The organism is Bacteroidia bacterium, from assembly GCA_025056095.1.
In the GTDB taxonomy this organism is placed as follows: Bacteria; Bacteroidota; Bacteroidia; order JANWVE01; family JANWVE01; genus JANWVE01.
In genome coordinates, this window is sequence record JANWVW010000050.1 from 7,463 (window position 1) to 14,763 (window position 7,301).

At 37.5% G+C, this 7,301-nt stretch carries 9 protein-coding genes; 5 read left to right on the forward strand and 4 right to left on the reverse strand.

The genetic code is table 11. The annotated features are described in order from the left end of the window. Positions 1 to 72: 72 nt before the first annotated feature. The 3 genes from kdsB to NZ519_05735 form a co-directional block, all read right to left on the reverse strand. Positions 73 to 837 carry a 3-deoxy-manno-octulosonate cytidylyltransferase gene (kdsB, locus tag NZ519_05725; GenBank protein MCS7028248.1) on the reverse strand — a complete coding sequence of 255 codons (765 nt, stop codon included), beginning with the start codon at positions 835 to 837 and terminating at the stop codon, positions 73 to 75. A 51-nt stretch (positions 838 to 888) separates the two neighbouring features. Beyond that, on the reverse strand, positions 889 to 1,875 hold the full coding sequence (locus tag NZ519_05730; protein ID MCS7028249.1) for an acyl-CoA reductase: 987 nt from the start codon (positions 1,873 to 1,875) through the stop codon (positions 889 to 891). A 65-nt stretch (positions 1,876 to 1,940) separates the two neighbouring features. Then, positions 1,941 to 3,827, reverse strand: a complete 1,887-nt coding sequence (locus NZ519_05735) for a long-chain fatty acid--CoA ligase (protein MCS7028250.1) — start codon at positions 3,825 to 3,827, stop codon at positions 1,941 to 1,943. 44 nt (positions 3,828 to 3,871) lie between these two features. Here NZ519_05735 and NZ519_05740 point away from each other — a divergent pair, with 44 nt between their 5' ends. The 5 genes from NZ519_05740 to NZ519_05760 all read left to right on the forward strand — a co-directional run bounded on the left by NZ519_05740 (position 3,872) and on the right by NZ519_05760 (position 6,421). After that, positions 3,872 to 4,033 (forward strand): hypothetical protein, encoded by a 162-nt coding sequence (locus NZ519_05740; GenBank protein MCS7028251.1) that lies wholly within the window; start codon positions 3,872 to 3,874, stop codon positions 4,031 to 4,033. Positions 4,034 to 4,075: 42 nt separating this feature from the next. Continuing rightward, the gene (locus tag NZ519_05745; protein MCS7028252.1) at positions 4,076 to 4,264 is read left to right on the forward strand and encodes a hypothetical protein; all 189 of its coding nucleotides are present in this window, start codon (positions 4,076 to 4,078) and stop codon (positions 4,262 to 4,264) included. 82 nt (positions 4,265 to 4,346) lie between these two features. Next, a complete protein-coding gene (gcvH, locus tag NZ519_05750; protein ID MCS7028253.1) occupies positions 4,347 to 4,727 on the forward strand; it encodes a glycine cleavage system protein GcvH in 381 nt (126 codons plus the stop codon). 91 nt (positions 4,728 to 4,818) lie between these two features. Then, positions 4,819 to 5,745 (forward strand): ABC transporter substrate-binding protein, encoded by a 927-nt coding sequence (locus tag NZ519_05755; protein ID MCS7028254.1) that lies wholly within the window; start codon positions 4,819 to 4,821, stop codon positions 5,743 to 5,745. Continuing rightward, entirely contained in the window at positions 5,738 to 6,421 is a 684-nt protein-coding gene (locus NZ519_05760) for a diphthine--ammonia ligase (GenBank protein ID MCS7028255.1), read from the forward strand. The genes NZ519_05755 and NZ519_05760 overlap by 8 nt, the downstream gene beginning before the upstream one ends. A gap of 233 nt (positions 6,422 to 6,654) precedes the next feature. Here NZ519_05760 and NZ519_05765 read toward each other — a convergent pair whose 3' ends face one another. After that, positions 6,655 to 6,876, reverse strand: coding sequence for a hypothetical protein (locus tag NZ519_05765; protein MCS7028256.1), 222 nt, complete (start codon positions 6,874 to 6,876; stop codon positions 6,655 to 6,657). Positions 6,877 to 7,301: the final 425 nt, after the last annotated feature.

A 7,301-nucleotide genomic window follows, 5' to 3' on the forward strand; every position in this document is an offset into this window, starting at 1 on the left:
GCGTAGCCCGTAGCACGCCGACCTTGTGGGCATGAGCGCAAGCGAAACGCCCACAAGGGCACGCCCAAAAAATTAAATTAAATTACTTTTTTCAGAACTTAATTTTTTGACAACCTTCTCTACATCAGCAGGAATATCCACACCCAGCGAATCATGCGGAGTATATACCGCATAAATGTTATATCCGTACGCTAACCAACGTAACTGTTCCAACGACTCGGCTTGCTCTAAATCTGAACTTGGCAACTGCGTCAAAGCAAGTAACACTTCTCGCTTAAAGCCATATATACCAACATGCTTCTTAAAAGCATAACAGGCTGCCCAATCTGCTTGGGGCACATTTCGCAAATAAGGAATGACACTACGACTAAAATATAAAACTTTATTCCGTATATCCGTTATCAGCTTAGCCGTAGTAGATGCCCACAAACTTTCTACGTCCCTGAAATGAGTATAAACAGTAGCAATTTGACAATCATCATTTTGCAAAATATTTATCAGCGCATTGATGGTATCGGGGTGTATCAATGGCTCATCACCTTGAACATTGAGAACTAAATTGTACTCTGTATAGTGTTTTGCTACTTCTGCGCATCTATCTGTGCCACTAGTATGCCCTTTTTGAGTCATGACCACATTTCCACCCCAAGATTGCACATGCTCAAAAATACGTGTATCATCAGTGGCTACTATAACTGTATCCACTGCGGCTTGTTGTACTTGTTGATACACTCTTTGAATCATGCTTTTTCCTGCAATATTTACTAATGGCTTTCCTTCAAAACGTGTAGAAGCATACCTTGCAGGAATAACTGCCAAAACGGAATTCAGTGGCATAAGTTATGGGAATTGCTTATACAAATATACACAGTCAAAGCAAGTGCTGCTTTAATCAGCCAACAAAAAAGCCATAGTATCTACGTTATCTGCAAAATCATCAATAGCAGGATACTGTGCTGTACCAAAATGTTCAGGATACAGAATGAGCTGCAAATTTTCTTTTATAGCATTTATCTGACTTTGTAGGTCTGTTTCCGAAGTATAAAATGAATATCCTATCACTGCAGGGGGCTGCGTGCGTGGCTGCATTTCTCGTAAAATAAAAAAACCACCGTCTAAAAAATCATAATTTAAGTCCATTAACAAAAGTGCCTTGTGGTAAGTATAGTTGTTCAGCCATTTGTCATGATATTTATTATGCGGATGTCTTTCTAAAAAAGGACACAATCGTATAGGTTCATACCCTTGTGGAAGGAAAATATGAGAAATGTTTCTACATCCCAAACCAAAGTAATCAAAACAGTCATAAGATAGTTTTTCTAACACTTCTTCGGTTTCATTTCCTCTTATTACAGCTATGGAAAATCTGTTTTTTCGTATCAAGTTGGGAATGTTTCTAAAATAGTATTCAAAATATCGGGCTGTGTTATTACTTCCTGTGGCAATCACTTTATCTAAATGTAGTTGTCTAAAATCATCTACAAAGACCACTTTGTCTGCATATTCCGGATACAAATTTTGCCAAGTACGAACAAAAAAAGGAATAAGCTGTTTATCTTGATGCGATAGCTTAACTATTGCTTTATGTCCGCTTAAAATGACCATTAAAACATCATGAAAACCTACCATAGGAATGTTTCCTGCGGCAATAATTCCTATTTGTTTAGAAACAGAAGCAGGAATGTAGTTTTGCATAAATTGCGACAAAACCGCTTTATCTAACCACTGCATACAAGCTCGCCAAGCTTGATAGCCATAATGTGGAATAAACCAACCATTTTCGTGGTAGCTACGATGTATTACTTGTTCTAAGTCTGCTTGCTTATGTTGGTTTATATATTCGGCTGTGTGCGCTAGGCTATCAATAATATCCATATCACAAAAGTACGTTTAATTGTTTGTTATAGAGCAAAAAATTGTTTTTTGCTGAAAGTGGAGTTTTATTTATACATGTTTTCAATGTACGTTTTGTACTTTTCTTCAATGAACTTTCTTCGGGCTTTGAGGGTAGTAGTCAGTTCGCCCCCTTCTATGGTGAAAGGTTTGCGCAAGAGCGTAAATTTTTTGACTACTTCGTACTTAGCCAGCTTTTTGGAAAGTGGGGCTAGTTCTTTTTCATAAAATTCAATGATATCTTTATCCTCAATGATAGGATTGTCTTGATTAAAAAAGTCATCGGGAAGGTTGAATTTAGCTTTTAGATGCTCTTGTTCAGGTACAATCAAAGCAGTGAGGTATTCGCGTTTATCGCCGATGATGAATATTTGTGCGATATAACGAGATAAGAGATAAGTATTTTCAATAGGAGTAGGATAAATGTTTTTGCCCATTGCAGTTTTGAGCATATTTTTAAGACGGTCGGTAATTTTAAGACTACCGTTGACAAACATTCCTATATCTTGGGTATGGAACCAACCTTGCTCATCAATCACTTTTGCGGTTTCTTCGGGAAGTTTCCAATATCCTTTCATGACATTATCCCCTTTGACTAATATTTCCCCTTCGGGAGAATTGATTTTTTTGTCATAATCTTCAAAACCTGCTTCTATGTAAATTTCTTTGGTTTCTGGGTTTTGAATGGCTACTCTTACGCCAGGCAAAATACGCCCAATAGTTCCGTAGACTTGTCTTTCTAGGGGATTGACGGATACCACGGGGGAAGTTTCAGTTAATCCGTAGCCTTCCATAGCAGGTATGCCCATATTTGCGAAGAATTCGCCTACTTGTTGTTGCATAGCACCTCCCCCTACTACAAAGAAACGTATTCTTCCTCCTGTCCGCTGAATAATTTTTTTGAATACTAATCGCCTTGCTAAATTATATTTGATAGACAAACCTATGGGAATAGGTTCTTGATTTTCATGCCTTTTTCGCCGCTTTTCGCCTATTCGTATAGCCCATTGAAAAATTCGCTGTTTAATCTTACTTTGATTTTCTACGGTGCTCATTACCCGGTCATATACTTTTTCTAGTAAGCGAGGTACGCAGAGCATAATAGTCGGGCGGACTTCCATCATATTGCGGGCTAAGGCTTCAATACTTTCTGCATAAGCTACTTTTGCTCCTTTGGCATAAGCTAAATAATATCCCACGGTACGTTCGTACGAATGGGCTAATGCTAAAAAAGATAAAAACACATCTCGGTTATCAATTATAGGTAGAAACTGCATGCAAGACCGAGTATTAGAAACAATGTTCTTGTGCGTAAGCATGACCCCTTTTGGAACGCCCGTTGTACCAGAGGTATAAATTAGCGTACTTAAATCCTCTTCGTCAATTTCATTTTTAGCTTGCAGGAAGCGCTCTTTATCTGCTTGTGTATAAGTGTTTGCTTGGGCAAAGATTGTGTTGAGAGAAATAACATTTTCTTCTTCGGGGGCATCAAACAAAGTAATGTATTTTTTTAAGTTTGGGGCTACACTTTTTACTCTTTTGTACAAAAAGGGAGTTCCGATAAAAATAATCTCTATTTCTGCATCTTTGATGATATGTTCTATTCCCTCAGGGTTGAGTGTAGTGTATATGCTCACGTTAATAGCGCCCAAGTACTGAATAGCTGTGTCAATCATGGTATAATAAGGTGAGTTTTCCATGATGATGCCCACAGTAGTGCCTTTTTTTATGCCTTGTTGCTGCATCCATATACCAATGGCGTGGAATTTTTCCTGAAAAGTTTGATAGTCAATAGATTGATATTTACCTTCTGCTTTGTAGTAGAGCATATCTTCGTGTGGGGGTATGTGTTTGAACAGGTTTTCAAATAAGTCAGGTATAGTTTTGCAGGATTGTATGTCAATGTTGATAGGTTTGATAGTGGCACTGTTCATAGTTGATTAAATACTATGCGAATATAACAAAAATAGATTGAGTTATGCCAAGGGTTGATTATGTCTTTTTTGGGCGTGCCCTTGTGGGCTTTTGCCCACAAGGTCGGCGTGCTACGGGCTACGCTAACGCTTCGGTGCTACGCTTCGCTCCGCACTGGGCTAACGCCCACCCTTCGCATGCCTCACGCAAGGGATCTCTGAAATAATCGTTTCTCTGTGTGTTATGCACGGTTTTAGTTTGTAAGTAGTTGTACTTCAAGCTTAAACAAGGTAAAGACATGATTGCACAGGTCATCTGCGTGAGGGGCATGGAGCATGCCGTTAGGCAGTACGAAGCGTTAGCGAAGTACCGAAGCGAAGCGCAGTGCGGAATGCCCCGACCCTTGCGCAGCAAGGGGCACGCCCAAAAAATAAATAAAACTTCAACCCCTCTTTGAACAGAAAAAACTCTATTTAATTCATTGCACTTTTAGAATTTCAAATTTTGTCAGATTTCATTCTTTGCGTAGATTTGAAGCCATGAACTTTCCAAGCGACTTAAAATATACCTCTGAACACGAATGGATTCGTGTAGAAGGCAATATTGGTATTGTAGGTATCACCGATTTTGCACAAAAAGAATTGGGCGATATAGTATATGTAGATATCCCCGTTCTTGGCAAAACAATTGCTCAAAACGAAGTTTTTGGTTCTATTGAAACTGTAAAAGTAGTTTCAGACTTATTTAGTCCCGTAAGTGGCAAAGTGATTGAGGTTAATACTTCCATCAATGATGCCCCTGAAAAAATAAACCGAAGTCCTTACGATGAGGGCTGGCTGATAAAAATAGAAATTGCTAATCCCCAAGAGTTAGAAAATTTACTGAGCGCCGAAGAATACCAAAAATTGATTAAGGTTTAATTTCTGCAAACTTGTCTTTTGAGCAGGTTCTCTGTAATTTTTTCTGTGCTTCAAAGTTAGTAAATTAGACCTCGGATAGTTTTTTAACATTATGAAAGCGTTATCTTTTCTACCTGCGGCCACAGAAATTATCTATCGGCTGGGCTTAGATGAGTATCTTTACGGAGTAACATTTGAATGCCGTTCCGATAAACCAAAAGTAGTGCGCTCGCTATTAGAAGGAAATAATTTTAGCAGCGAAGAAATTGATAATATAGTTTCTTCGTACAAAACAATGGGAAAAAGCTTGTACTACATAGATGAAGCCCTGTTACAACAAATAGAACCTGATATTATATTCACGCAAGATGTATGCGAAGTATGCCAAATTGACACTGCTTATGTACAAAAGGCTATTCATAAGCTTAAAAAGAAACCACAGCTAGTTCCGCTTGTGCCTAAATCTTTGAACGATGTATTTGATAATATCCTCACCATAGGACAAACTTTTGGTCATGAGGAGCGTGCTTATAACTTGTTAGCTTATCTCAAAAAAAGAATAGATGACATTGTAGATACTCTTCGCAAATACCGTGCAACACCTCGCAGAGTTATGCTTATAGAATGGCTCAATCCCATCTATAACTGCGGGCACTGGGTACCTGACCAAATTGCTTTAGCAGGAGGAATAGATATGCTCTCAAATCCTTCGGGCTATTCTGTTAGAGTAGATTGGGAAAAGATATTAATGTACGATCCTGAAATATTAGTTGTGGCACCGTGCGGACTTAACCTTGAACGTAGTACTAATGAAATTAGCGCATTAGAAGAATTACCAAATTGGTCTACACTCAAAGCAGTCAAGAATGATCAAGTCTATTTTGTAGATAGTGATTTGTTTACCTGTCCATCTACTCGGTTGATTGAAGGCATAGAATTATTAGCTTGTCTATTTCATCCTTCTATTTTTGTTGAACTCAAAAACCACTATCAATCTTACTATGCGAAAATGAGCGATCTAAAAAAAGTTCATGTATAAAACTTTTTTTAATTGGAGTAGTGGAAAGGATTCGGCTTTAGCACTGTACTACCTGTTGCAAGATAAAAGATACAGCGTTGAATACCTACTTACTTCTATAAATACTGACTACAACCGAGTAAGTATGCACGGCATAAGAGTAGAGCTACTCCGAAAGCAATTGAATTGCATAGATATTCCGTACGGCTTTATTTCACTATCTCAAAATGCAACTAATGCTGAATATGAAGCACGAATGCGTCAAAGAATAATGGAACTAAAATTCAATGGCTTTGAGTATGCAGCCTTTGGGGACATTTTTTTGGAAGACATTAGAAAATATAGGGAATCACAACTTAATCCACTAAATATAAAAGCCATTTTTCCATTATGGCAAAAAAATACGACCTATCTTATTGAACAATTTATTGAACTAGGATTCAAGGCAATTGTAGTTTGTATCAATACAAGCGTAATGGATACAAGCTTTTTAGGCAGAATCATTGATAAAAGTTTTATCAAGGATTTACCTGCCAATGTCGACCCTTGTGGTGAAAATGGTGAGTTTCATACGTTTTGTTTTGATGGTCCTATTTTCAAGCGTCCTGTTTCTTTTTCCATTGGCGAATTTGTTTTTAGAGAATATAAAAATAGTGTTTCAAGCACAGGATTTTGGTTTTGTGATTTATTATATTAACGTTGAGTTTTGGATTGTAAAAAAGTTTTGGGAGTATAAATAGCAATAAAATGAGATAAGATTTGGATAAATAAAAAAGAACAATAAAATTGCTCTTATGATAATAAACAAAATTGTTATCACCGGGCTTTTATGGAAGCCGACGATTCTTGTAAAGATTTAGATGTATATAGCGCTACTCACACTTTACAAAGCACGAATATGCAAAATAATCAGAGTAAAAAAAACCGCGTTTAACGCACAGTGAAATCATCACCACACTGGCGATATATCATTGTAGATACTACGGACACAGAAATTTCAAATACTACTACGAGTGTGTAATCAGAAATGGAGTATTGCATTTCTGCTTTCCGAATACATGCAATTATGAATGGTTTATACAGTTGATACAAGAGTATTAAGACACATGACCATTCTTGTATATTATCTCTGTATTCGTAACCGTAAAGCATCAGAAGGAATTTGACAGCAAAAAACTGTCTGTTTGTAACAATCTACGCATAAAAAGTCATAAAGGTATTTAAGGTAATAGTATGTATTTTTACACACAATTCATGGCTTATTCAGATAAGCCAATGGACATATTTTTTATTTTATTCAGTTTTCAATAACTCCCTATAAAATAAAAACACAACAACTTAATTTTTAATATATACATCTTTTATGTTCAATTACTTACATGTAAAACTCACATTAGACTTAATATAAATTACAGAGGAGTGGATTTTTCAGAGATCTATTGCGTGAGGCATGCGAAGGGCGTGCGTTAGCACGGTGCGGAGCGCAGCGCAGCACCGAAGCGTCAGCGTAGCCCGAAGCACGCCGACCTTGCCCATACAAGCGCAAGCGAAGTATGGGCAAGGGCACGCCCAAAAAA